This is a genomic window from Deferribacter desulfuricans SSM1, from assembly GCF_000010985.1.
Taxonomy (GTDB): Bacteria; Chrysiogenota; Deferribacteres; order Deferribacterales; family Deferribacteraceae; genus Deferribacter; species Deferribacter desulfuricans.
Genome location: NC_013940.1, coordinates 210,942 through 237,121 on the forward strand (window position 1 = coordinate 210,942; position 26,180 = coordinate 237,121).

A 26,180-nucleotide genomic window follows, 5' to 3' on the forward strand; every position below is an offset into this window, starting at 1 on the left:
TACTTTAGCTACTGGTAGTTCATATTGTAATTTACATTAACATTTCAAAATCATTATCAAGTTTAGCTGCTGCAACATTAATATTCTTGTTTAGATTTTCTCTACTATTTTCTATATCGTTATAAAACGAGTTTATACTATTTAAAATTGTTTGCTCCATTAAATCAACAGTATGTTTAAGTTTCCAATCAGTTAAACCTAGCTGATCAGCGTATGTTATATTTCTAATATACCTGGATATCATTTTACAATAATTTACTACATAATGATATTCTTTACTATTATTGAATAATAATTTTAGATTGTTTAATTTTTCTTTTATTTCAGGGCTATAATTTTGTAAACCATAATACTCAACTACTAAATGTAAATATTTATGCATTTCTTTTAATGCATCTTTATTTAAATAATTTTTATAAGGATTATTGTAATTAAAAAATTGATATTCAAATAATGCATATGTTAAATTATATAAAGCATATTTTTTAGTAAGATTTAATTTGTTTAATATTTTATCTTTTATAGAAGATTGTATTTTTAAATTAAATCGAATATTTTCTTCAGCTTTTCTTATAGCCCTTGTAAATTCCAAAAACTTTTGAAATTCATCAGAAATATAATTATGTAACTTTTTAAAATTAGTTAAAACTTCATTTTCTTTTAAAGCTTCTCCAGAATTAAGTCTTATGTTATTTGTTTTTACTACTCTATCATATAATAATTTTAACTCAGAAAACTTAGTCTCAATATCTTTAGTTGATTCTATTAATTTAATTAATTCATTATAATGAGATTGAGGTAATCGATAATTAATTATAGAATATACATGTAATCCATTTACTAGAAATTTTACATTATTTAAATGTAATTGTATTTTCTCTTTCACAGAGTGTTCTTTTTTAGGTAATTCTTTTAATCTAGTGTAAGCAACATAATTTTCATTAATTTTTGTAATAATTTGATTTAATATATCAGTTCCTAATAATTTATTTTTTGATCTGTTAAATACTTTAAAATTCATAGTATTGATTCTCCCCTATTCTTCTTTTATCTATAATTACTACTTATAATTTCTACTCATAATTACAATATAACTCAAATATAATATATCAAATAATGAATAAATAATAAATCAAAAAACCTTTTTTATTTTAAAGAAAAAAGTAATTTTTTGATATATAAAAATTAAAGCTATTATAAGTACATAAGAGTTTCTTGACTTTATGTATTTATTATATTATAATATATTAGTATTGTTCACTAAAATAAATAAAAATAATTAATAAAATAATATAATTATTAGAAAAAACAATATGGAGGCATCATAAATGTCACAAAAAACATATACTGAAAAAGATATTATAGTATTAAAAGGGTTAGAACCTGTAAGAAAACGTCCTGGTATGTATATAGGCAGCACTGATAATAAAGGATTACATCATTTACTCTGGGAAGTAGTGGATAATTCGATAGATGAAGCTACAGCTGGTTACTGTTCAGAGATAGAAATCACATTACATAAAGATTATTCTGTAACAGTCAAAGATAATGGTCGAGGTATACCTGTAGGTCCACATCCAGAACTAAAGATTTCCACATTAGAAGTAGTTTTAACAACATTACATGCAGGTGGTAAATTTGAAAATAAAATTTATAAAGCTTCTGGTGGATTACATGGTGTTGGTATTTCTGTAGTAAATGCATTAAGTGAATATTTGGAAGTATATGTCAAGCGAAATGGTAATTTATACTATCAAACATACTCAAAAGGACAAAAACAACAGGAATTACAAATTCTAAAAACCGGGTTAAATCCTAACGATACTGGAACCACTATTCATTTTTTACCTGATAAAACAATCTTTAAAACAACTAAATTCCAACCTACAATAATTGAACAAAGATTACAGGAATTATCATATTTAAATAAAGGATTAAAAATAATTTTTATTAATGAATTGGAAGAAAAACCAAAAACTATTGTTTTTTTAAGCGAAAAAGGATTAGAAGAAATGTTCTCAGTTAAAACAAAGAATTTTACTTATTTATTTAATCCAATTTATATAGAAGATAAAAATAAGGAACACGATTTACAAATCACATGTATTTTTGGATTTTTACAAAATTATTATGATCAAACCATTTACAGCTACGTAAATAATATCCCTACTCATGAACATGGAACACATGTCGATGGTTTTAAAAACGCATTATCTAAAATTTTTAATAAATATAAAAATACATTAAAATTAAATGGAAAATATAAAATAACCAGTGAGGATATTAGAGAAGGACTTTATTCAATTATTTCAGTTAAAGTTATTAATCCTGAATTTGAAGGACAAACAAAAAACAAGTTAGGAAATAAAGAGGTAAAAGAAATTGTAAGTAATATAATTGTAGAACATTTAGAAAAATACTTTGATATAAATCAACAAGCATTTAAATTATGGTATCAAAAAACTTTAAATACAGTACAAGCCAGGGAAGCTGCAAGAAAAGCTAAAGAAACCGTTAGACGTAAAAATGTATTTGAAACGTCCACACTGCCAGGTAAATTAGCTGATTGTAGTAGCAAAAACGTAGAAAAAACAGAATTATTTATAGTTGAAGGTGATTCTGCTGGTGGATCGGCTAAACAAAGCCGTAATAAAGAGTTTCAGGCAGTATTACCATTAAAGGGTAAAATTATAAATGTGGAAAAAGCATATTTAGTAAAACTATTAGAAAATGAAGAAGTAAAAAACTTAATAACTGCTATAGGTGTCAATGTAGATAAAAAAGGTAAATTTTATGTAGATAATTTACGTTATGGTAAAATTATTATTATGACAGATGCAGATGTCGATGGAGCTCATATTACAACGCTTTTATTAACATTTTTTTATAAATATCTTCCGGAAATAATTACACAAGGTAAATTGTTTATAGCACAACCACCTTTGTATAAAATTAGATACAAAAATAAAGATTACTATATTAAAGATGATTATGAGTTAGAACAATTCAAAAAGATTAATAAAATAAACTCTTTAGAACAGGAAAACGTACAAATACAAAGGTTTAAAGGTCTTGGAGAAATGAATCCAGAACAATTATGGGAAACTACAATGAACCCAAACACAAGAAACTTGATTCAAGTCGAAATTTCCGATTTTGAAGCTGCTAATAATATTTTTAGTATTCTAATGGGTAAAAATATAAAAGAAAGGAAAGAGTTTATTGAAAATTATGCTACATATGCAAATATAGATATGTGATATATCCTCTTATTATTTTTTAAAAAAATATGTTTAAAGTATTTGTTATATTAATTATATAATACTATACATTAAAGAAGTATGTTGTTAATAAGGAGAGTATATTGTAATGATTTCTTTAAATTTCGTTGATTTAGGAAAAAATAATGAAAGTATAATTAAATATTTAAAAACAATTTATCCTCCACATATGATATATCATCCTATAGCTATTAACGAAATTCAATTTAAAATAAAGGATTTCCAGAAAAAAATACATTATATTTACAATAACTCGATAGATTTCTTGAATAAATATTTTCCTGAATTTGAATCTTCGCTTAAACAAATAAAGTTGAATTATTCATTTGATGACGTGGCTAATTTATTGCAAACTATGAAAGATAAAATTAAACAATATTCTGATTATTCTAATGATAAAGAACAGATTCAGAATAATAATATTTTCAGTATACCTAAAGCTTATGTAAAATTAGGAACAAAATTATATAATTATTTAGACTTATTAAATACAAAACTTACGAATAATATAATAAAATATTTTAATTTAAACAATCTAAATAATACAGAAAATATGGATAAGAACTTTATACACAAGATAATTAATGAATTAAATGTAATTGTTATGACTTTAAATCAAAATTACTACAATAGAATATATGGTGTTTCAAATGATATAAGTATTTACATTACAGATTTATTTTTTAAATCAAATTTATCTAATAAACAAAAAATGATATTTCTAGCACATGAATTATTTCATATTAAACATAACATTTTTGGTTATACAATAGAACATTTAATAGATAAAATAAAAAATATGCTTATCAATAATAACAAAATAGTAGAATACCTAATTTATAGCATTTATTTAAATACTTATTTAAATATTATAGCGGATTTCTTTGCTAATAAAGATATTTACTATAATTTGAAAAACAATAATTATAATGATGATTATAAGCATCTATTTTCAGAATTTTTAGTGGATAAACAGTTTATGATAAAGTTTGTAATAAACGGTCCTGAGTTATACGAAGATGAGAATTTAAATTTTCCAAAATTTTTAGAAAAGTTTTATGAATACATAACTGAATCTAAAATTACTTCTTTTAAAAACTTAGATTCTTATGAAACAGATCTTTCAAAATTTTATAATATGTATATTAATAACAAACAAAATAAGATTTTATTTGATAAATTTAATTTTATTTCGAATTCTTGTTTTTACAACACAAATAATGTTATTTCATTAGTTAATGATTTAATTTATAAAATTTACTTTATTTATATTACATTAATAAAACTAAATAAAGAAAAATTTCAGGATAAAAATTTAGATTACAATATTAATAAGAGTAAAAATCATTTACTATATCATATCAATTATATAATGAATAAATATAAATATTACGTATATAAAGAATACAGTAAATATTTTAATGAATATACTCAGTTTATTAATTCTGATTTAAATGAAGTGAAAACTGAAACTACTGTAGATAAAGAAATACCCAATATAAACATTGAAAACATAGATTCTTTTTTCAATATAGATTAATTTATACTTTAATAAACTTGACAAACTATTCCTATTTTATTATAATATTATAAACAGCAAATCTTTTAAATTAAAGATAAAGAGAGTTTAACCTATGATTATTGAACAAAACTCTGGCAAGTTAACTTTTCCTCAGTTACTTTTTACAGAAGGAATACAAGAAGAATTAGAATATACAGGTACAGTTGATGTTTTACTGGATGGTAATACAGTTATAACTATTTCTATAGGAATATATAATGCAGAAATTAATCAAATAACAACAATTATTAATAAAAATAGTGACTTTAATTTTATAGTTACATTAAAGGATTCCTATTCTAATAAAATATTTAATTATTTAATAAACACACCTAAAAATTCAATTAATTACAATACAATCAAACAAATACTTGATATAAAGAAATTTAATCTCTTATCTCATTTGAAATTAAATGTGTTATATGTTTTACCAAAAGCTATTATAGAAACTAAAGAATCTTTAAAATATTTAACTAATATATATAATAATAATTTCATACATTTACCTATACAACAATTTATTAAAATTAATAACAGTACTACTTTGTTACTACAAAACATTTTAAATAAAATTCAGAATATAAATTCTGGAGTTAAAACAACAAATTCAATTGAATTAGTTGACTGTGATATAATTAATTTAACTTTTATGACTATATATGATTGTACTTTCATTGAGAACAATAAACAAATAAAATATAAAATAACTAAAACACATATTAATACTGATATACAATCTTATAACCAAAATTCACAAAAAACACCATCTTTGCATTGTAGTTGTTATAAAAAAGATTGCGAGCACATAAAAGCTTTAAAAAATTATTTACGTTATTACAACAGTTTATATCAAACAAATACTACAGATATAATTACTTTAAATAATTTCGTTAATAAATTAAAATCATTTGTAAAAGGGTATCGAAAAGAGCTCAATAATAAACCTCTAGTTTCTGATAAACCAGAAATATTAAATAGAAATATAGAGCAGCAATACCAGGATTTTATTAATACATATTGATTTAAAAAGCTAGCAGTAAAAATTATACTATATTATCATACCATTTCGTATTATATTTTTAAATTGGTTGTATCAACAATTCTTGTTTTTTTTTAAAAGTATTATTTTTTGTATTTTTTTGTTTATTATTTTGATTTTTATTTAAGAATTGAAGTAAATCATTAAAATCTTTAATTTTAATTGTATCCGAATTTCTATATTTATGATAATACTCTTCTAAAGTTATTTTTAATGTATAATGATCAGCTATTACAAAATAATTTTTTTCAAAATTGGATATATATTGCTTCATAACTTCAAAAAATTTCTTACCCGCATCATCCATATCAAAACCATTATATAAATATATTTTAGAATATTTGTTTTTAAAGTTACTATATAGGTAATGTAGAAATCTTAATAAACCTTGTTTATTTGATACAGATAAAAATGAAATATACATAACATCTTTTGTTAAAAAATCTCTTTTTCGAAGCTCTTTGTTTTGTTTATATAAAGTACATATAGATAAAGTATCAATTATGCCTTCCGTGCAAAAAACAGACAATTGATTATTATTTAAATAACCTGAATTTTTTCTTGCAGTTGTTGTAAAACCAAACCATTTACCTTTTACAGACCCCCTATTCCTAAAACGTTCTTCTTTTGCACAAGGAACAATTGCTCTTAAATTTAAATAATTATCATGAAAAAAACCTGCATATTCAATATTTTTTGTTGATTTATAATAAACAACTTTTTTGTTTTCAATCAGATAATCAACTAAGGATTTATCAATATATCTCTGATTAATATAATAGTCTTTAACTTTAGCTAGAATTTCTTTATCACTCTTACTATCACTTAACTCATGTAGAAATTTAAGCTTTTTAATTGTATTTATATATATTTTATCTTGTAAACTTTGTTCAGTGTTTTTTTCAACTTCTTCTGTTAATTCATTATATATCCTTAAACTTTCTTTAGGATCTTTTATTATTTTTTTCTCTTTTTTAACTAATCTAACTGGCTTACCATAAGAGGTATTTTGATAATCTGTGTTATACGTTTCAGAATCTAATAAATATGGTGGTATTCTATTTCCTAATTTTTCAACTAAAAAATTTATAGATTCTGATAATGAATAATTATGATACTTTTGTATAAAGTCAATTATTGTTCCACCTTCATGGGTAATTCCATTTACTGAGAAATCATACCATACCCAAACACCATCAGATTTTTTACTTATGGCAAAAGATGGTGTTTTTTCATTACCAAAAGGAGTACGGCACATATAAGATTCGGAATTTAAATAACTGTTTCTGATATCTTGAGGTGATATATAACCAAATTCTATTAAAAAATCTTTAAAGTTAATTTCTGTTTTTAAATAATCTAGTAATTTTTTATTATATTTCATGTCTAAGCCTTTTCCATATATGATAATGTTTTTATTATATTTTATATTATATCTAATTTTTTAATTTAATTCTTCTGTAAGAACCATTATAACCTACAAATATAAACTATAAAATTATAGTCATAATATAATATATCAAAGGATTCTAATCTTTTACAATAAAAATAAATTATTACACAATTTATTTATATTATATTATTTTTTCTATTACAATAAAACTTGACTATTTGCATATAATATTATATAATATATATAAAATGTAATTAAAAAAAAGAAAATTTATAAAAGATATAACCAAGGAGATTAAAGGATGAAAGATAAATTAAATCTATTAGTAAATTTTATTTCTCAAAAAATTGAACATGTTTTACTCTTAAATAAAAATATAAAAAAATATAATATTATAATTAAGCGTTACAAATTAACCGATAATTATAAATTTAAAAGAAACGAAAATTTATTATTTTATTATAACTATTGGGAACAATTTAACGAATTAAATAGACTTGTACCAATGCAACTAATAGGTGATCAATACAACTTAACAAGATCTGGTGTACAAGCTTTAATTGCTAAAACTAATGCTAAACTTGTAGATTCTATTGTTTCCTCAGAAGAATTTAACAATTTAAGAGATGAATATAAAACTTTATATAATTATATTACATTTGATCATAAATTTATTACTTTATCTGTATTTGATATTTATAATATTTTAACTCAATCTACACATAAATACCAATTCAATAAATATAGATTAGCTTATTATATATTTAAAGATATCTTACCTTTAATTTTAATAAAACTATTTCAAATAAATATTTTTATTAACTATATACCTAAACATAATATTTGTGTTATAACTAATTTTCCAACAGACAAAGAAAAACCTGTACCAGAAGATTTGATTACTCAAATTAGAGATTTCGTAAATGAATTTTTTGAAATAAATATACCTTACTGTATGCTAACAAGAAATATTCACAAACTTTATAAATATATAACAAATAAAACTTTAATTATTGATAGTAAATTACCAATTCCTAACGAATTAAAATGTGGCCAACTACTTAAATTTTATTCTATGGATACATTCTTATTGTTTCTCTGTAGTATAAATAGTACTGTATTAGAAAATAATATCATTCATAATTATAAATATTTTAATGTTTCAATAGGACATAAAGTAGCTACTGCAATTATTTTATTTTACCAAGATGGTTTTATATTTAACAAAGATATAAAAGAACTTATAAATATTGTTTTAAATAATTATGTAATTACAAACGATACACAGATTAAACAATTACATAACATTAAAGCACCTTTTAAACTATACAACCAATTAATTAAACATAATATTATTCCAGAAACCTGGGGGGTATATAAATATAAAAAATATTTAGATTTAAATTTAACAGAAGATTTCTTAATCTATTTAAACGATTTATTGAAAAAGGAATTTTATAGCAATAAAACTGATACTATTTACCTTAAACCATTTTTTGAGAAATATGAAAAAGTATTTAATAAATATAAAATAAAGACTCCAGAAATATTAAGTTATATTATAAATAATTTTTTAACTAAAGATTATTCTGTATATCGTATTTTTTATGTAACAAAAAAAGATTCTAAAAAGAAAACTATAAAACAAAATAATATACCATTAAATTTAAGAAATGAAGCTTTTAAAATTACTATGAATTACCTTATAGAACAAAATCGACCCGTAAGTATTAATGATGAAATTTTACCTATTTTAGAAAAGTACAACTTGAGTAAGAAAAAATTTATTGAATTTGTTAATTATAATAATAATATTATTTATAGAACAGGAAAAGATACTGTTATTTATTATAAATATTTTCAAAAAGATAAAACTATTGAATCTTATTTATTAAATACAATACCTTATTATGTTTACACATATTGTTTTTATTATCTATCTTTAATAGCTAAAGATATAAAAAATAAAAAAGATTTTAATACTTTATCTGAAACTGATTTAATATATTTAATTGAAGTATATTTAAATCATTTTATACCTAAACAACTGCCACAAGACATTACTTACAAAATAAATCATCATGTTTTATGGAATATGAAATTTATTGAATTAGCTGAAAAATATATAAAGAATAATAATTTAAAATTAAGAGTTACAACAAAAAATTTGATACACTTGTATAACACAATCGTTAATCCAAATGTAAAAGAATATCAATATAGATATTATGGACCGTGTGATTTAATAAAAAATAAACTGAAATAAAGTTATTTAGTTAAAATTAATAAATATTTTAGTTATAAAATAATTAAATAAACAACTTGCTAATATCATTTTAACTAAAGGAGGTATTTTTTATTATGATAGAAAGAAAATCAAAAACTATAAAAAATGATATAGTAGATATAATGAAACATAATTACATAGATTATGCTATGAGTGTAATTATAGGAAGATCACTACCAGATATTCGAGATGGATTAAAACCAGTCCAAAGAAGAATTTTATACGATATGTATCACGATTTACACAATACACATGAAAAACCGTATAAAAAATCTGCTAGAATTGTCGGTGATGTAATAGGTAAATATCATCCCCATGGAGATGCAGCCGTTTATGATACAATAGTAAGAATGGCTCAAGATTTTGTGTTTAGGTATCCTCTAATCGATGGACAAGGTAATTTTGGCTCTATTGATGGAGATTCACCTGCAGCAATGCGTTATACTGAAATTCGTATGACTAAAATAGCAGAAGAAATGTTGAAAGACATAGACAAAGATACTGTCGATTTTATACCTAACTATGATGGCTCCTTAAAAGAACCTACTGTATTACCTACCAAATTACCAAATTTACTAATTAATGGAACAAATGGTATTGCAGTAGGTATGGCTACTAATATACCACCTCATAATTTAAAAGAAGTTATTAAAGCTTGTTTATATTTATTAAAAAATGAAAGAAGTAAATCTTATTTGAAAGAATTTTATGAAACAAACTCTGTAAAAGTTTCTGATGATATAATTAACCAAATACATAATAAAATAATGACTATTTTAAAAGCTCCTGATTTTCCAACAGGGGGCATCATTATAAATAGCAAAGATATTCCTAAAATATATAGGAATGGAACAGGTAGTATAAAAATAAAAGCTAAAATAGAAGTAAATAAAGATCAAATAATTATTACTGAATTACCTTATATGGTTAATAAATCAGATTTGATTATTAAAATAGCAGATTTAAGTAAATCTAATAAAATCCAAGGAATTGCAGATATTAAGGATGAATCTACAAAAGATATAAGAATAGTAATAAAGCTTAGAAAAAAAACAGATCCTAATATTGTTTTGAATCAATTATATAAATATACACAATTAACAACTACGTTTTCATGTAATTTTGTAGGTATATACAAAAACAAACCATACCAATTAAATATACTAGATTTATTATTTAATTTCTTATCATTTAGATTAGATATTATAAATAGAAGAACTCAGTTTTTATTAAGGAAAAATCAAAACAAACTACATAAACTGAAAGGTTTAAAAATTGCTGTAGAAAATATAGATAATTTTGTAAAAATAATTAAAACAGCAAAAAATACTACAGATGCAACACAAAAATTAATGAAAAAATACAAATTGGATGACATACAGGTTAATGAAATACTTAATATGAGATTACAAAGACTCACATCTTTAGAAATAGAGAAATTACTAAACGAATATCAAGAAACAAAAGAAAATATTCAAACTTACAAAGAAATCCTTAATTCTTATGATAAACAAATTGAACTTATAATAAATGAATTACATGACTTACAAAAGAATTATTGTAAAAACGATAAACGTTTAACTAAACTGGAAGACGAAGATATAAGTTTCGATATAAAAAACCTTATACCAGATAATCCTGTTATTATTATTTATACAGATGATGGTTTTATCAAAAAAGAAAATATAAGCAAAGTAACTAAAACAGGTAAAACAACTAATTTGCAGAAAAACGATAGTGCTAAATTCATTATTAACACAACAAATCATAAAAAACTTCTTCTGTTTACTGATACAGGGAAATTATATTATCTAAATGTTTATGATATTCCAGAAACTGGATCAGGAAATTCCAAAGGTACACATATAAGTAATTTAATAAAATTGAATACTAATGACAAAATTGTACTAATTAGAACACAAATACATGAAAATGAGTATTCTAATTATGATATGGTATGTATTACAGAAAAAGGATTAGTTAAAAGAACTTCTTTAGAAGAATATAAAAATTCTAAAAATGGTTCCTTGGTATTAAAATTAAATTCAGACGATAAATTATTAAAAGTCTTTTTCATTAATAAACAAGAAGAAAATTACTTACTAATGCTCTCTAAACAAAGCAAATATATTATTTTTAATATCAACCAAGTAAGAACTGTTGCTAGATTAGCAAAAGGTGTTGTTGGAATGCTCTTAAATAACGAAAATGACAAAATAGTTGATTGTGCTATTATTACAAAACCAATGTTAGAAAACCCAAATGAATATTTATTGTGTACTATTACTAATAAAGGTTTTATTAAATTAACACCTTTAGAAGAATATTCAGTTCAAAACAGAAAAACAAAAGGTTCTTATGTAATGAAAGTAACAAATAAAACTGGAGAACCTATTTTAGTACAAATTCTAGCTAAAAATTCAAAAACTAATAATTGTATTTTAATTACTAATACAGGACAATTAATTAAAATAGACATTAATAATATTAGCGTTACAAATAGAGTATCGACAGGACAACCAATAGAATATAAACTCGAACATAATAATTATATTGTCTCAGCAACATTTTTATAAGAAAAAGAAACTAAGAAAAGGGAATATTCAGTTCCCTTTTCTTTAATTAACATATGCATATGCATAATGCTAATTTTCTTTAATACTAATTTTATATATTAGGTTCGTCTAATTTATTTTGTTCGGAGTTAATATCAAACAGATCATTAACTAAATCTTTTATTAATGATAAATTATCAGGATATAAAAATTTTAATTCTGGTAGTTGTATGTTATGTTTACTTAAGTTTACTATAAAAGACTCGTATTTACTTATAATATTATCGTTATTTGTAAGCTGTAATAATTTATTTTTTGTAATATTATCATACGAATCATTCGCAAAATCTCTTTTCTTCAATCTTTTCATTTTTTTAAGCGAATCTACTATTTTTGTTTCAAGTTTATCTATTACATTATTATTTCCTACATAATTAAATACATCTTTAAGTATATATAAAACAGATGCAAAAGCAGTCTGAGAAATTGTCTCATGATTATCATAAATGAATAAATCTAACTGTTGCTCTGAAACATTCAAATGTTCTTTTAATAAATGTACTAATTGAAATTTACATAATTTTGTAAAATATATAAACATTGCAGCTAATGTTATATATTCATTTTTATTCCAATCTTGTTGTTCTGTAAATATTCTAGCAAAATGAATAGCATCAGGTAAACTAACAACTATATTTTCTAATTCAGAAAAATTCATTAATTTGTAAAAAAGTAACTCATTATACTGATTTTTAGTCTTAAAATAACTTACTGTTTTATCCATTTCAATATCATCAAAAAATTCTATTACATTTGCTTTAGTATTTTTATTAATATTATTCATAACATGTGTAACTAACTCAAATGTAAATTCATCATCATCCATGACTTCTTCAAAAGAATCACCAGAGCCAAATGTATCAGAAGAAATAAAAAACAAGTTTTTATCTAAATAATCTTTAATCTTATTATACATGTCTACATAACTGTTATCCCTTATGTTCATTTGAATTGGTTCAGTTGTTTTTATTTCAATTTTCGAACTTAATGTTGTTATGTTATTTAAATCTTTCATATTGCACCTCTCTTTAAAGTTTTTGTATTACTTTATATAAAATAGTATAGCTAATATAAGTTGCAATTTTTAGGGTAAAATAAAAATCTTAGAATTAACAGAGTTTGGTTGTTAAAATATTATTTTTAATTTCTAAATCTAATTTTTTATAAAATTTAACCATGTTAATATAATTTTTATTTAATGCATAATTATCATATTCTATTTTCATATTATTATTAAATTCTTCTATAAGCTTTAAATATTTTTCATTACTTAAATATTTATTCATAATTTTAACATCTGTAACTTTATCAGACTGTTGACCGATTAATCTTTCAAACTTTAATAGACCTACATACACATCAAATTCTTTAGCAGTATTTTTATCATAACTTGTTTTTTCTTTATAGCTTAAAGTTAATATTTTTTTATACTTAAATATATATTCAGAATGATTCGCAATTAAATGAGCTAAAGTATAATCCTTTTTAAAAAGTTTAAGTTCTAAAAATTCTTTTTTACAAGGAATTATTTTATTATTTAATACTAAAGAATGAGCTACTGTCCAATTATCCTTATTTTTCATTTTCAAAATTTTTTTATCAGTTGGAATCCACCCTCTTTCCGCTTGTTCATGAGCTACTGAGTCACCATATTTAGTTTTAAGTTTCAGTATTTTTATATCATCTGTTCTCCAACCATATCGTGCTTGCAAATGCGCTACTGTCCACCCCTCTTTTTTATCTTTTAATGTTATTATTTCTATATCATTTGTTATCCAACCATGTTTTGCTTGTTCATGGGCTACGGTCCAACCATTATCATCTGCTAACAACAGAATTTCTTTATCATTGGTAGTCCACCCTTTGTTTGCTTGTATGTGAGCTATAGTAAGATTTAAATAATTACCCTTTAATTTCAAAATATTTTTATCTTCAAAAAAATGCCTTTGCTTTATTTTTTCTAATGCTTCTTCAAATGTCATAATATACCCCTAAAAAACTTATACTAAAAACTATTTGTTACAATAAAGAAATCTCATTATTATTAATTAAAGCTGTATTTTGATGAGTTCTATCTATTTTTTTATAAGCTAAAACTGTAGTCTTTATGTAATTATATAAGTCTTTTATTGCTAAAACTCGTTTTACGTATTTACTGTTAATCTTATGATTTCTATGGTGATAATAACCTACTGCTTTTTTTATATTATAATCAGTAGCTTCTAAATGTTTATGAAATATATCAAAAGCAACATCAAAAGCTTTTTGTTTATATAATAAATCATAAACTGTATAATGATATTTATTTAAATAACGTTTATTATATAAATAATTAATTTGAAACATACCTATATCGATATTTTTTGTAAATTTAATTAGTTTACTTAAAAAACTTTTAGCATATTGTTTATTATCAAAATTAAAAGCAATAGGATAATTTGTTTTTACAAATATTTTAGTACCACTAGAGATCTTAGAAAAATAATGTATTAAACTATCAATTTTTTTTAAACTTTGTTTTTTTGAATGAGTACTTGTAAAATCTAATACAATTCTTTTATGTAATACTTTACCATTATTAAAATGTACAGAATATTTAATGAGAAACTTTGAAATATAAGTTTGACCATGTTCTATACCTATTTTTAAACCTTTTAAATACGAAACAAAATTTTTATTAGAAGTTTTTCTTAACTTTATTCTATTAATATTAATTAAATTTTCATTTAAGTTAGATTCATGAAAACTTATGGAAGTTAATATAGATGCCACTTTATTAATAAAGGTATGATCGTAATTTTCATGAAATTTTTCTGATATTGCTTTATATATTAAGTAATTTAAATTATCAAACTTATTATATTTTCTTAATAGTGTCATATATAATTCTTTATTATATTTTTCTTTAATTTCTATTTTATTCTCAGAGGACTTATGATGTTTTAATTTATCTATACTCTTTTTAGAAGTAAAAGCATGAGTATTTGATACAGAAGGAAATAATAACATAATAGAAATAAAAGAAATTTTTGTCGTATCAAGAAATTTCTTTAATTCCATATGATTTAAACTTCTATCTGTTTTATTATATTTCTATTAACAAAAATAGAGAGCAGAAAAACTCTGCTCCCTACCCTATTCTATTTAATATTAAATAGTAAACTTTAAAGTAGTTTTAAAATGGTAATGGTTGAAAATCATCATCAATAGAATCGTCAATATCACTTTGAATTTGAATTTCTTCGCCTAAATCTTCATCTACAGAATCTTCAACTAATTCATCTGTTTCATCAGCTGGTTGATCAAGAACCTGTGATTGTTGCTGATCAAGTTCTTTCTCAAATTTTTTCTCTGGAATAACACTTGTTACAGTTACATCACCAACTGTTTGAACCAATGCAAAAATATCATCTTTAGGCATAGTATAAACATTATTATCACCTTCAATCAAAGGAATATATTTACCTTCTTTATTTTGTAATATAGCTACATTTGTTAAAACATAAGATTTAGCTTGTTCTGAATAAACCCTAATTTTACCTATATAAAGAGGTATTCTTACCTGTATACCTTGTTTAGTATTAATATTAATTGCATTTTCTTTATTAGATGTATCCACTTTTGTTAAAATAGTAAAATCCGGATTTAAACGAATTTTGCCTTTAGTGTACGTCGCAAGAGCTAACAATCTTGGTTTAGATTCATCAATATGAACAAAACCTTTCATATTATACATCCATGTAACCATCTTTTCGCCATTGTTATAAGCTATACGGGCTTTATTATCAAACTTCATATATTTTTTACCTGATTCGTTTGTTACCCATTCAGCAGTCCCAGTTTTTAAAAATTTCCAATCATAACCACCTGTTTCTTTATTATAAAGAGGAACTTTGGTATACACTAAATAATTATCAGGATTATTTCTGTCTGGATATAGTCTTATTAAAACATTATAACTTTTAACAGTTTTATCCCTCCACCACCCACAAGACACATTCTTTTAGGTAGGTGATGTAGTGGGTGTCTTCTGGGTTTCAATATATTGTTTGATAACCTCAAGCGGAGCTCCACCACAGGAACCTGCAAAATAGCTTGGAGACCATAAAGCGTTTTTCCAGTAATACTGCCTTAATTCAGGATGGATTTGTTTTAGCTTTCTGGAAGAAACACCTTTTAGCGAATTTACCAGTTTTGAGACTGCCACCTTTGGCGGATAGTTTACAAGCAAATGGACATGGTCGCTTTCTCCATTTAATTCTATCAGTTCTGCCTCAAAATCTTGACAGACTTTGGCGAAGATTTCCTTTAAGGTTTCTAAGTGTTTCTTTTGAAATACGCTCTTTCTGTATTTAGTTACAAAGACCAAATGCACATGCAGAAGAAAAACACAATGCCTACCAGTTCTAATTTTACTTGACTTTTCCATAGACCAATACTATAATATAACAATGATTACATGTCAAGCCTTTAAATTTAAACTCAAGACCAATGAAGAGTTAGAAAACAAGTTCGCCCAATTTGCCGGCTCTTGTAGGTTTGTATGGAATAAAGCTATTGCTTTAATAAAACAAAAGCTTGATATAAAAAAGGTAGATAAAATCATCAATATCCACTTGCCACAATATTACAAAAATACTGCTACTATACCTACCTATAACGAAATGGCGGGAATGCTTAAATTATGGAAACAATCCGAAGAATACGCTTTCTTAAAAGAAGCACATTCTCAAATTCTACAACAAACCTTAAAGGATTTATACAAAGCCATAGACAGTGCTTTTACCAAAGGCAATGGTATATCTTTTCCAGACTTCAGGAAGAAAGGTAAATCGCCAGACAGCTTTAGATATCCTCAAGGCTTTAAGATAAATAACAATAGAATATTTTTACCTAAAATAGGATGGGTTAGGTTTTATAAATCAAGAAACATAGTTGGCAAACCAAAGAATGTAACAGTTAAAAGATACGCCGATGGCTGGTATATAAGCGTAGTTACCGAAAAAGACACATCAATTAAAGAAAATCTATCCAACCCCGTGGGTATAGATGTAGGTGTAAAAAAGATAATCACACTATCCAACGGTTGTTACTTCGAGCCTCTTGATTTAAGTAAATATGAGAAAAAACTAATCAAACTCCAAAGGCAACTCTCGAGAAAACAACACCCTACCAAAAAAGGAGATAAGACACCGTTTTCTAATAATTACAAAAAACACCAAAGAAAAATAGCAAAGATGTGGCTTAAGATAGCAAATGTGAGAAACGATTACCTACATAAAATAACAACAGCCATAGCCAAAAAACACGGCTTTGTGGCTGTAGAGAATTTAAAGGTTAAGAACCTAACCAAATCTGCAAAAGGCACAAAAGACAGCCCCGGACGTAATGTAAAAGCTAAATCAGGCTTAAACAGAAGCATTCTTTCTCGAGCGTGGGGTAGGTTCTTTGAACTGCTTGAGTATAAACTCCAGAGAAATGGGGGGAAACTGGTTAGAGTTGACGCTAAAAACACCTCTATAACCTGTCCTCTATGTGATTACACTAATAAGGAAAACCGCAAAAACCAAGCGGTATTTGTATGCAAAAAGTGTGGTTTTACGTCTAATGCTGATTTGGTAGGTGCGATAAATGTTTTAATGAGAGCGATGAGGAAGGAAAACCTTATAACCCTACCGCAGGGCTTGCGGGAAGTCACGCCTGTGGAGTATGCCAGAGAGTATACGCTGAAGCAGGAACCAGCGGGAAACCGTGAGGGATTACCGCTTCCATCGATAGCGTAGATGGGAATCCTCTTCCTTTAGGGAGAGGAGGAAGTCAATTTTAAAAGATAGATTTACGTATCCTTTACCAATATACTTATAAGGATGTTCAACTTCATTATTATCAATTTCTTTGATAATATGAAACATACCTACAGGATCACTATTTTTTGACTCTGGTTTTTTTGGTTCAAATGTCTTCTGTTCCATAGTTAACACCTCCATTAAGTTATTAATTTACATTGTTAAACTATTTAAATAGCTTAATTTAATAATATAAGGTTCAATTTAATTATTATATTATTAACCTTATATTATGTCTTAATAATAATAATATATCAAATTAATACAAATAAAATAAGTAAAAATTTTAATTAAAATATTATTAAAAAAAGATTGACAATCTATATAATTTTAAATATAATAAATAAAAAATAAATTAATAGAGGTGGTTTATGGAAAAAAGAACACATACATTTGTTAATTTTGGTGTAACATATTTATTAAGTGGAAGTATTTTTCCTGCACTTATATCTACTACAGCTTCTAGAATATTAGATGATTTAGATGTAAAAGTTTCTAATGGTTTAAGTGATAATACAAAATCTTATTTCAGTATTCACAGATTTTCTCACGTATTTTTTTGGTATTTTGTATTTTTGATATTTTTCATATACCCAAAAAGCTTTTTTAACTTTTTTCCTTTTTTATTAAATTCATTTGACTTTATAGGTAACTTAATAAAAAGTTTAGATAACTTCTTTACTCATTTACCTATTATAAATAAATTATATTGGAAATTATATTATTTAGATAAACGTTGGTTTGTTACTAATTTTTTTATTAAAGACATTCATATTAATTATTCAGCAGCTGGATTTTTATCAATTTTAATGTTTTTATACGCAATAAAAGGATTTTCCTTAAAAACAACAATAAAATGGACAATAAGAAAAACATTATTTGTACTTTCAAGTGGTTTTATTAGTATTGCTTTGTTTTTTAAACTGTTTTCTGTAACTATTGATTCTTTAGGGCATCATTTGGTCTACAATATTTACACCAATAGTAATTTAGTTAGAAATTTTTTCAACACTTATACTATTCTTTTCTTCTTTATATTCGGAATAATATTACATATAACTTTAGATATGTTAACTCCATTAGGTATCCCTTGCTTAATAAAACGTAGAAATATTAGTTTTGTACATAATTCTGTATTATCTAAAAAAATCGAGTTAGGATTAATAATTGTTGGGTTGTTAACAACAGGTATTAGTCTATATATAATTTTTAAAACCTGATAATTAATTTGTTATATTAAAATAAAAGAAATAATATTATAGTTTAAAAGATGAATACAAACATAATAAATTTATATGAAAAGCTAAACCGATTATTGTTAAATATTGATCAATTACTTACTATAAAAGAATATAAATCTGATATTTATTTAAACTTTATAAAAAATAATACTTCTAAAATTTGGAAAGTTTTTTTTGAAAATATTACTACTAAGAACTCTTATGAAACATATTTAGAATTCCTGGAAAATAATGAAAATTTCCATAATATTTTACATAATAATTTACAGTATAGATTTAATGTTATTTCTGGTAAACAAACTTATTTTATAGATATAACAAATACATTCTTACTACTTTACTTTTACAACAATTATTCTTTAAATGATTTAATAGAAAGACCAATACTGATAGAAAAAAATCTAAATTACATGTTGGAAAATATTCCTTACTATGTTTATAGTTATAGTATGGAACACTTTTTTCCAAATTTTTTTAGTCCAGTAATAATAACAATTAAACATAAAAACGCTTTCTTTGAACTGCCTTTTATAGATAAACAAACCAAAGATTTTTTAAGTAAAATATATTCAGATATATTTCAAAAAGTTTTATTGAATAATCAATTAGTTGAACAACTAAAAAGTACATTAGATTTTATTAATGAATCTTATAATTTACAAGTTCTTTTACCTAATTTAAACAATATAAATTATTTTGATTTTAAAGATAATAAAATAATTTACTATATAAATGACCAAGAAGCATTTTTAATTTCAGATAATAAAATAACAATATCAGAAACTTTTGCAAAAATCAGACCTACTCTAACATATTTGGATTTTTTAAATGCCAGTCTAGCATTACAAAACAACAAACAAATTATTTATTTTTGTACGAATATACTTATATATGAAAAACTAAAATATATCTTTGAAAAAGAAACTATTTCCTTGGAACAAATATCACATAATTATTTCATATCAATTTTAGATAAAATTTTTATTTAATATATTTTTGAAATATTTTTTCTGGATAATGGTAATAATATCCTTGAAAATAAGTATCAATATTATAGTTTTTATTAATCAAAAGTAAATTATCCATCATTTCTTGATTTTCTATACCTTCAAAAATTAATTTGGCTTTAGTAGACTGTGCTAATTGACAAAAATGATTAAAAAGACTTTTTAAATATAAATTATTATGATCTAAAGTTAAAGATTGAACTAAATGCTTATCTATTTTAATTATATCAGGTTTAAGATCATTTATAATATTATAATTAAAAAAACCATTTCCAAAATCATCTAAAGCAATTAAGAAATCCAAATCTTTTCTTAGATTTGACACTTCTTTAATTATTTGATTATTAATTGTTTCGTATTCAACAAATTCTAAAACCAATTTTAAATTAGATTTTTTCCGTTCTATAAAATCTATAACATAAGCTAACAAATTAGAAATAATGTTTATATTTTTTGCTAAAAAATTTCTAGGAAATATATTAATATGCAAATACTTAAGACCAGGACATTGATTAATCAAGTTATCTAAATTCTCAAAAAGATAGCTCGCAACTAACTTAGTTACTTTTCTATCAAAATCAAATAGAATTGAGTTACCTATTTCACGTATATCTTTGAAAAATTGACCTTTGTAATTATTAGGAATATCTAAAGATGATAAAAATTCTATACCTATTACATCTAAGTTTTTTAACAACATATCTTCTGAAAAATTTAATTTATAAATATATTGTTTGTTTAAAATCATATCTTTTGTCATATACAACGAACGTATTAAATTATATTGTAATATACTTCTAATGTAATGCCAATTATTAGATGCTTGTACATTATTAAGTAAATTTAAATAATAGTCAGTATTATTTATAACTACTGGAGTTAAAAATATACTATAATTTTTTGTTTCTAATAAAACTTTATCAAATATTTCGTTAAAATGAACAAAATAATCATAATTGTTTTGATATTTTAAAACACATAAACTGTTATAGTTCGTAGCAGTATTCTTAATAGGATAAATTTCATAAACAAAATTTTTAAATAAATTATAATTTTCTATTAAATAGAAATAAGGAATATCAGAAATAAAATTAAAATATATATGATCTAAATCAGTAATAGGTTTATCCACAGTTGTATTTATAACCATATAACCTCTTTAAAAATTATATTTTTGTTATACACTAACCTATAATATTATATAACTAATCGTATCAAAAAATGATAATTTTTTTTATAATTTTTATAAAAATAATCTTTATTTATTGATTGATAATTTAATTGTTATTATTATAACTTTATTTAGTTTGTGATTAATAATTAACATTCTAAAAATAATAACATATAGGTTTATATAGAAATACAAAATCTCTCACTTAATTTATATTTATAATAATTTAACCTACAAAATATAACACTGTTTCACGTGAAACAAAATTTCTAACAACAGCAATAAATTATAATTTATCAATTATTTTTTAGATTTATATAAAATAATATATTCCACTTTTCTATATTTATTACGCTCATATTTATAATTAATTTTATGACTTAATAAATCAGTTTGATTAATTTCATTGATACTTTTTTCTATAATAAATCTACAGAAATTCCTGTTGTTTAAAAAAACCGAATTATCTAATGTTAAAAGCTTTCTTAAAGTAGATAATTTGTACTTTATAACTGCCCTATTCTTAAATATAACTTTTGTCAGTAAATAGAATCTAAAGCTATAAAAGCTTTTAAATGAATTAAGAACTAAAACAGGTATTTCGATATTATAATTATATTTAGTTACAATCTCATGGATCTTTTTGTTAACATAATAAAGAATATAATCCTTTCTTATAAAAATACCGTAAAAAATCTTTTTACTATTGTCTTTATAATCTAATCTAATGTGTTCTAATGGCCTTTGATAGTTTTTTAGATAACGTAAAGATTCCTTTTTAAATTTATATCTATTCAATAATGTGGTTTTAGGCAATTTATCACTATTATCAATACTATTGAAATAATTATCAATCAAACATAACAGTAATTTATAAGCATTAATCGACTTAACAAAAACTTCCCTATTATCACCAGATTTAAACCCTAGATTGTAAATAAATAAAGTTGAAACTTTCAATCTATCCATATCTAATTATTAATAAGACTTCATTAAATGTCAATAATTAATCAATTATTAATTATCTACTTATAAATATTAATTAATTACAATTATAATATTATTAATGAAATAACAACTAAGCTAAAAGATTGGCTTTAGTTATTTTTTAAAATAATTTTAAAACAAAAACCTAAAATTACACTCTTATTTTTTTATTTATTCACATATTTACGTGTGAATAAGAAAATTTGATTACTAAATAAGTCAAGTTATTTTTATTTATAAATATAATTAATAAGCTATAACATACCTAAGAATGCATAAGAAGTATCTATTCATAGATGAATAAACATATATATTCACGGATAATTTTCCACAAACAAGGAAAAATTATATTGCATAACTATTATATTATTTGCATATAGTAAATAAAACATTGCATATATTATGTACAAAACTACATAAAAGAATTTCATACTTATTGCATTTAATACTTTTTATTTCCATATGCAATAAACGCAAAAATATATGCAATATAAAAAATATATATGCAATAGATCTAAAAAGGAAATAATTACTTAATAAAAAAGAAAAACAAGCAAACTTATCCACATATACACAGCAATATAATATTATTGTGTTTAAAAAACAAAATACAATAAAACAAAAACAATTAAACAACATTCAAAACAGTGCAAAAATAATATTGCATTTGCTTTAAAAATATTATTAATGCAAATAAAAACATTGTATTTGACAATATATGTATAACATAGACACTATATATACAAACTTAATTACATAAAATTTTATAATAAATCTCTTAAGTAATTAAAATGCAAATAGATACAAAACAAAAAATATTTGCATATACTTATAGAAAAATCTAAATGCAAAAAAATAAATTGCATATAGATATAAATGCAAGATTATTTATTGCATATACAGTATAATCAATATCAACTGCAAACAAAAAATAATCTATGCAATAAAAATATATGAAGTTAACTATTGCATTTATTCGATAATATCTTTAAATGCAATAAATTATATTGCATTTGCTTATAATTTAACTACTCTGAATTTAATAAAAATTAACAAATACAATTTAAAAATTTAAATAATTATTTCACACCTTTTGCATATATACTGCATATTTTAGTTAATGCAATAAAATATATTGCATTATTATATTAATCAACCTTATGCAATTGCATACAAACTATATGCAAAATTATATATTGCATAAAAAACTTGTTTTTTAGAATTTTTATGCTATACTTTACTAAAATAACATATAACAGGTATAGCTATGAATGAAAATATAGAAAATACACCTGAAATACCTGAAATTATCAAAATAAAATGCGAAGGAATAGAAGCTTTATTTCAAAAATATATAACAAAACTCGCAGATCCTCTAAATGATGAAAGAAATAAAAATAATTTCAGTATTATGGATATTTCTGCTTTAGCTAACATTAAAATTGATTGCATATATAAACAAGAAAACAATGAAGAAATCTATAATCTTATACTACATATAAATCCAACAATATATAAAAAACTAAATAATGACACTGAAAAGAAAAAAAGAATTATCGATATAATAGAATTTATCTTAAATAGAATTAAACAAGCATTTAATATTGAAAAAATAAACTTTCAAATTGAACAACAAATTTCCTATGAACAAATATTAGAGCCTAAAAATACTTTAATCATAAATGGTATAAAGGGAACCCCTCAATATACATTTGATAATTTTATCGTAGATACTAGTAATGAATTAGCATATCACTATATTAAAAATATTGCCGAAAACAAACTACGAGATGGACTAACAGTTTTATTATATGGTCCTACTGGTTTAGGTAAATCTCATTTATTACATGCAATGATAAATGAAATGAAACAACATTATGAAGGAGTAGTAAATTTTTATACAGGAGAAATCTTTTTTAGCGAAGTAATGGATGCATTTCGTAAAAAAGAAACATACATATTTAGAGAACAACAAATTGAAGCTGATATGCTAATTATAGACGACTTACATTTTGCTTTAAAAAAAGCAAATGAAGGATTTATTAGTTTTTATAACAATATATTAAATGAACGAATTAACAGACAGAAATGGACACTACTTACAACTGATAGACACCCTGAAGATTATATTTTTGATATAGTTAATGATACTGTAAAAGAATACTATGAAACACTTATTCAAAATAATACTGATATTCAAACCTTAAACTTATATATTCCAGTAAGAGATGGAACTACAATAAAATACAAACTCCATGCAAGTTTTGTATCAAGACTTTTAAGTGGAATGGTATTAGAAATTGTAAAACCAACCTTTATGGCAAAAAAAAGATTTTTCTGGAGTAGATTATCAAGTAAATATTTAAATAAAGACTATAGATTAACAGAAGAAGAAAATAGACTAATAGATATTTTTATATCTGAAGTTTCTAGTGATTTTAGATATCTAAATGGTATAGTTAATAAAGTTGGTTTTCGTATTTTAAATGAAAAAATAAGTCTTAAAGAAGCTTTAATTCAATCAATAAAAGATTACTCTAACTTTGAAATTGATGATATTATAGTTAACAGACATGTTGAAGAAAAAAGTCTAAAATTAATTATAGAAAAATTATTAAATGGCTTACCTTATACTTATGAAAGATTATTTTCAACAAAGCGAATTAATCCAGAACTAAAGAAAATAAGAGATCTAATTTTTTATATACTAATGGAAAAATATTTTTATAAACAGAAACAGTTAGCTCAAGTTTTCAATACAGATATAACCACAATCTGGAGAGCCAGAAAAAATATTGAAAAAATAATAGAAAAACAACAAGACGAAGAAACTATCAAACTTTATAATAAATTAATAAATAATGTATATAATTAAATAAAAAGAGAGGATCAGGATGGAAAAATTTGTACTTTCAGTAGCGTCACATAAGGGTGGGGTAGGGAAGACAACTTTATGTTTTGAATTACCATTTTTATTATTAGAGAGAGGTTATAAAAATATACTAATAATAGATCTTGATCCTCAAGCTAATTTATCTGAAAAGTTTATTGATGACGAAGAAGTGAAAAGTAAACTATCAGTATCTGAATTTTTAAATTATGTAAATGAACATGAATTTACAAAAGATATGATGATAACAGCTTTACAATTATTGGATGAAATAATTATAAAATACCCTTTTAAAAAAGACATTATTAGTGTTATCGGTTCTAACTTAACTTTAAGCAAAGTAAAATTAAAAATGCAAAATAACACAAATATTATTTTCAGAATTAAAGAAATTACGTCTATATTTTTTAAGGATTATGATGCTGTAATTATTGATTTACCACCTAGTGTTGAATTTTTAACTATACTGGCTTTATCCATATCCACTCATTTTATTATTCCAACTACCTTAGATAGAGATTCTATCCAGGGTATTGATGACATATTATCCTTATATAATGAAATTCATAGATTTTATAATAAAAATCTTTCATTTGTAGGAATTATACCAACACTCGTAGATAATAGAACTTTAATAGATAAACATTTAAAAACAGCATTAAGAGAAGGCTATGCTAATAAAGTATTTCAATCCCAAATTAGTAGATCAACCAAAATAAGAGAATCGCTATCTTTTAAAAAATATATTGGTGAAATGTATTCTCAAAACGAAAAAATAATCCAGGAATTAAATCTTTTTACTGATGAATTATTAACTAAAATAAAAAATAGTAATAAAAATAGAGTAGGGCAGGTCAGTTAA

General features: G+C 23.0%; 20 protein-coding genes. 10 read left to right on the forward strand and 10 right to left on the reverse strand.

The window, feature by feature from the left end:
• Positions 1-31 precede the first annotated feature (31 nt).
• On the reverse strand, positions 32-1,021 hold the full coding sequence (locus DEFDS_RS12115) for a hypothetical protein (protein ID WP_013009027.1): 990 nt from the start codon (positions 1,019-1,021) through the stop codon (positions 32-34).
• 307 nt (positions 1,022-1,328) lie between these two features.
• On the opposite strand from DEFDS_RS12115, the gene DEFDS_RS12120 reads away from it, so the two are divergent.
• The 3 genes from DEFDS_RS12120 (at position 1,329) to DEFDS_RS12130 (ending at position 5,863) form a co-directional block, all read left to right on the forward strand.
• Complete coding sequence (locus DEFDS_RS12120) at positions 1,329-3,260, forward strand: DNA gyrase/topoisomerase IV subunit B (protein WP_013009028.1); 1,932 nt, start codon at positions 1,329-1,331, stop codon at positions 3,258-3,260.
• A gap of 109 nt (positions 3,261-3,369) precedes the next feature.
• Positions 3,370-4,821 carry a hypothetical protein gene (locus tag DEFDS_RS12125; protein WP_013009029.1) on the forward strand — a complete coding sequence of 484 codons (1,452 nt, stop codon included), beginning with the start codon at positions 3,370-3,372 and terminating at the stop codon, positions 4,819-4,821.
• Positions 4,822-4,915: 94 nt separating this feature from the next.
• Positions 4,916-5,863, forward strand: a complete 948-nt coding sequence (locus tag DEFDS_RS12130) for a hypothetical protein (RefSeq protein WP_013009030.1) — start codon at positions 4,916-4,918, stop codon at positions 5,861-5,863.
• Between the two features lie 58 nt (positions 5,864-5,921).
• Here DEFDS_RS12130 and DEFDS_RS12135 read toward each other — a convergent pair whose 3' ends face one another.
• Positions 5,922-7,265 (reverse strand): CHC2 zinc finger domain-containing protein, encoded by a 1,344-nt coding sequence (locus DEFDS_RS12135; protein ID WP_013009031.1) that lies wholly within the window; start codon positions 7,263-7,265, stop codon positions 5,922-5,924.
• Between the two features lie 310 nt (positions 7,266-7,575).
• Between DEFDS_RS12135 and DEFDS_RS12140 the strand changes: the two genes are divergently transcribed.
• Positions 7,576-9,540 (forward strand): hypothetical protein, encoded by a 1,965-nt coding sequence (locus tag DEFDS_RS12140; RefSeq protein WP_013009032.1) that lies wholly within the window; start codon positions 7,576-7,578, stop codon positions 9,538-9,540.
• A 95-nt stretch (positions 9,541-9,635) separates the two neighbouring features.
• Positions 9,636-12,137, forward strand: coding sequence for a DNA gyrase/topoisomerase IV subunit A (locus DEFDS_RS12145; RefSeq protein ID WP_013009033.1), 2,502 nt, complete (start codon positions 9,636-9,638; stop codon positions 12,135-12,137).
• Between the two features lie 91 nt (positions 12,138-12,228).
• On the opposite strand, the gene DEFDS_RS12150 is transcribed toward DEFDS_RS12145, so the two are convergent.
• The 5 genes from DEFDS_RS12150 to tnpA form a co-directional block, all read right to left on the reverse strand.
• Complete coding sequence (locus DEFDS_RS12150) at positions 12,229-13,191, reverse strand: hypothetical protein (protein WP_013009034.1); 963 nt, start codon at positions 13,189-13,191, stop codon at positions 12,229-12,231.
• A gap of 94 nt (positions 13,192-13,285) precedes the next feature.
• Positions 13,286-14,158, reverse strand: a complete 873-nt coding sequence (locus tag DEFDS_RS12155) for a hypothetical protein (protein ID WP_013009035.1) — start codon at positions 14,156-14,158, stop codon at positions 13,286-13,288.
• 37 nt (positions 14,159-14,195) lie between these two features.
• Positions 14,196-15,236, reverse strand: coding sequence for a hypothetical protein (locus DEFDS_RS12160; RefSeq protein ID WP_013009036.1), 1,041 nt, complete (start codon positions 15,234-15,236; stop codon positions 14,196-14,198).
• Positions 15,237-15,351: 115 nt separating this feature from the next.
• Positions 15,352-16,173, reverse strand: a complete 822-nt coding sequence (locus DEFDS_RS12165; RefSeq protein ID WP_013009037.1) for a hypothetical protein — start codon at positions 16,171-16,173, stop codon at positions 15,352-15,354.
• Between the two features lie 6 nt (positions 16,174-16,179).
• Positions 16,180-16,605 carry an IS200/IS605 family transposase gene (tnpA, locus tag DEFDS_RS12170; protein ID WP_013008875.1) on the reverse strand — a complete coding sequence of 142 codons (426 nt, stop codon included), beginning with the start codon at positions 16,603-16,605 and terminating at the stop codon, positions 16,180-16,182.
• A 22-nt stretch (positions 16,606-16,627) separates the two neighbouring features.
• Between tnpA and DEFDS_RS12175 the strand changes: the two genes are divergently transcribed.
• On the forward strand, positions 16,628-17,959 hold the full coding sequence (locus DEFDS_RS12175) for an RNA-guided endonuclease InsQ/TnpB family protein (protein WP_013008876.1): 1,332 nt from the start codon (positions 16,628-16,630) through the stop codon (positions 17,957-17,959).
• Here the strand turns inward: DEFDS_RS12175 and DEFDS_RS13085 are convergent.
• Positions 17,936-18,148: a hypothetical protein gene (locus DEFDS_RS13085; protein ID WP_041224038.1), complete on the reverse strand. Its 213-nt coding sequence runs from the start codon at positions 18,146-18,148 to the stop codon at positions 17,936-17,938. The genes DEFDS_RS12175 and DEFDS_RS13085 overlap by 24 nt on opposite strands.
• 245 nt (positions 18,149-18,393) lie before the next feature.
• Here DEFDS_RS13085 and DEFDS_RS12185 point away from each other — a divergent pair, with 245 nt between their 5' ends.
• Positions 18,394-19,242: a hypothetical protein gene (locus DEFDS_RS12185; RefSeq protein ID WP_013009039.1), complete on the forward strand. Its 849-nt coding sequence runs from the start codon at positions 18,394-18,396 to the stop codon at positions 19,240-19,242.
• Positions 19,243-19,292: 50 nt separating this feature from the next.
• Positions 19,293-20,252 carry a hypothetical protein gene (locus tag DEFDS_RS12190; RefSeq protein ID WP_013009040.1) on the forward strand — a complete coding sequence of 320 codons (960 nt, stop codon included), beginning with the start codon at positions 19,293-19,295 and terminating at the stop codon, positions 20,250-20,252.
• Here DEFDS_RS12190 and DEFDS_RS12195 read toward each other — a convergent pair.
• Both DEFDS_RS12195 and DEFDS_RS12200 read right to left on the reverse strand, forming a co-directional pair.
• A complete protein-coding gene (locus DEFDS_RS12195) occupies positions 20,245-21,420 on the reverse strand; it encodes an EAL domain-containing protein (RefSeq protein ID WP_013009041.1) in 1,176 nt (391 codons plus the stop codon). The genes DEFDS_RS12190 and DEFDS_RS12195 overlap by 8 nt on opposite strands.
• 321 nt (positions 21,421-21,741) lie before the next feature.
• On the reverse strand, positions 21,742-22,410 hold the full coding sequence (locus tag DEFDS_RS12200; protein WP_041224039.1) for a replication initiation protein: 669 nt from the start codon (positions 22,408-22,410) through the stop codon (positions 21,742-21,744).
• 1,285 nt (positions 22,411-23,695) lie between these two features.
• On the opposite strand from DEFDS_RS12200, the gene DEFDS_RS12205 reads away from it, so the two are divergent.
• Together DEFDS_RS12205 and DEFDS_RS12210 are read left to right on the forward strand one after the other, a co-directional pair.
• Positions 23,696-25,303: a DnaA ATPase domain-containing protein gene (locus DEFDS_RS12205; RefSeq protein WP_013009043.1), complete on the forward strand. Its 1,608-nt coding sequence runs from the start codon at positions 23,696-23,698 to the stop codon at positions 25,301-25,303.
• A 19-nt stretch (positions 25,304-25,322) separates the two neighbouring features.
• Positions 25,323-26,180 (forward strand): ParA family protein, encoded by an 858-nt coding sequence (locus DEFDS_RS12210; protein ID WP_013009044.1) that lies wholly within the window; start codon positions 25,323-25,325, stop codon positions 26,178-26,180.

Excerpts from the sequence above, each read along its gene's own strand:
- DEFDS_RS12115 (WP_013009027.1), bottom strand. The coding sequence starts at position 1,021 with ATGAATTTTAAAGTATTTAACAGATCAAAAAATAAATTATTAGGAACT.
- DEFDS_RS12120 (WP_013009028.1), top strand. The coding sequence starts at position 1,329 with ATGTCACAAAAAACATATACTGAAAAAGATATTATAGTATTAAAAGGG.
- DEFDS_RS12125 (WP_013009029.1), top strand. The coding sequence starts at position 3,370 with ATGATTTCTTTAAATTTCGTTGATTTAGGAAAAAATAATGAAAGTATA.
- DEFDS_RS12130 (WP_013009030.1), top strand. The coding sequence starts at position 4,916 with ATGATTATTGAACAAAACTCTGGCAAGTTAACTTTTCCTCAGTTACTT.
- DEFDS_RS12135 (WP_013009031.1), bottom strand. The coding sequence starts at position 7,265 with ATGAAATATAATAAAAAATTACTAGATTATTTAAAAACAGAAATTAAC.
- DEFDS_RS12140 (WP_013009032.1), top strand. The coding sequence starts at position 7,576 with ATGAAAGATAAATTAAATCTATTAGTAAATTTTATTTCTCAAAAAATT.
- DEFDS_RS12145 (WP_013009033.1), top strand. The coding sequence starts at position 9,636 with ATGATAGAAAGAAAATCAAAAACTATAAAAAATGATATAGTAGATATA.
- DEFDS_RS12150 (WP_013009034.1), bottom strand. The coding sequence starts at position 13,191 with ATGAAAGATTTAAATAACATAACAACATTAAGTTCGAAAATTGAAATA.
- DEFDS_RS12155 (WP_013009035.1), bottom strand. The coding sequence starts at position 14,158 with ATGACATTTGAAGAAGCATTAGAAAAAATAAAGCAAAGGCATTTTTTT.
- DEFDS_RS12160 (WP_013009036.1), bottom strand. The coding sequence starts at position 15,236 with ATGGAATTAAAGAAATTTCTTGATACGACAAAAATTTCTTTTATTTCT.
- tnpA (WP_013008875.1), bottom strand. The coding sequence starts at position 16,605 with ATGGAAAAGTCAAGTAAAATTAGAACTGGTAGGCATTGTGTTTTTCTT.
- DEFDS_RS12175 (WP_013008876.1), top strand. The coding sequence starts at position 16,628 with ATGATTACATGTCAAGCCTTTAAATTTAAACTCAAGACCAATGAAGAG.
- DEFDS_RS13085 (WP_041224038.1), bottom strand. The coding sequence starts at position 18,148 with ATGGAACAGAAGACATTTGAACCAAAAAAACCAGAGTCAAAAAATAGT.
- DEFDS_RS12185 (WP_013009039.1), top strand. The coding sequence starts at position 18,394 with ATGGAAAAAAGAACACATACATTTGTTAATTTTGGTGTAACATATTTA.
- DEFDS_RS12190 (WP_013009040.1), top strand. The coding sequence starts at position 19,293 with ATGAATACAAACATAATAAATTTATATGAAAAGCTAAACCGATTATTG.
- DEFDS_RS12195 (WP_013009041.1), bottom strand. The coding sequence starts at position 21,420 with ATGGTTATAAATACAACTGTGGATAAACCTATTACTGATTTAGATCAT.
- DEFDS_RS12200 (WP_041224039.1), bottom strand. The coding sequence starts at position 22,410 with ATGGATAGATTGAAAGTTTCAACTTTATTTATTTACAATCTAGGGTTT.
- DEFDS_RS12205 (WP_013009043.1), top strand. The coding sequence starts at position 23,696 with ATGAATGAAAATATAGAAAATACACCTGAAATACCTGAAATTATCAAA.
- DEFDS_RS12210 (WP_013009044.1), top strand. The coding sequence starts at position 25,323 with ATGGAAAAATTTGTACTTTCAGTAGCGTCACATAAGGGTGGGGTAGGG.